The 535-nt window shown below is 46.2% G+C and carries 1 pseudogene; it reads right to left on the bottom strand.

The features are described from left to right. Positions 1 to 535 (bottom strand): annotated as a pseudogene (locus R7E78_RS30005) (GGDEF domain-containing protein); the annotation flags it as partial.

Raw genomic sequence — 535 nt, 5'->3', positions numbered from 1 at the left:
TAAGGATTCTGCATTCACGCCAAGCAACAGTTTTGCACGAATATCAAGCAGTCTCTCGCCACATTCGCCTTCAAAATCAAGTTCTGTAATCGTATGTTGTAGATCGACGGCGAGGCATTCTAGTTGAGATTTGTCTGGGTTGTTTTCGAATTCGCTGAGTTGTAAACGTGAGTTCGAAGTGATGATTTTAATCGCGCGTTCGTAGATGCTCAGTAGACGGGTAGCTTGATCGACTTTCTTCCCTGCGTGTACTTCCGAGAAGCTCATTAAGTTGCGCAGTTCGCGTTTTAACTGCGCTGGCAAACCCGTAACACGTTGGAGTGTCTCACCGCTGTGTTTGATTTGTTCATCGAGGTAGCCGTTCTGTTTATCCATCGTTTTCGACTGCTGTTTGAGCATTCTTTCAAGCACCGCCAAACGCGGGATCAGAGTGCTGATGTCTTTTTGATGTTGCAGCTCTTGCTGAATTTCAAACAGATAGTTAGCAACTTGGGTGTTTGAGCCTTGGCAAGCAGACGACAAAGATGCCACAACG

The organism is Vibrio sp. YT-19(2023), from assembly GCF_033337395.1.
The sequence above is the reverse complement of the archived record's forward strand: the minus strand, read 5'-3'. Positions and strand labels throughout refer to the sequence as shown.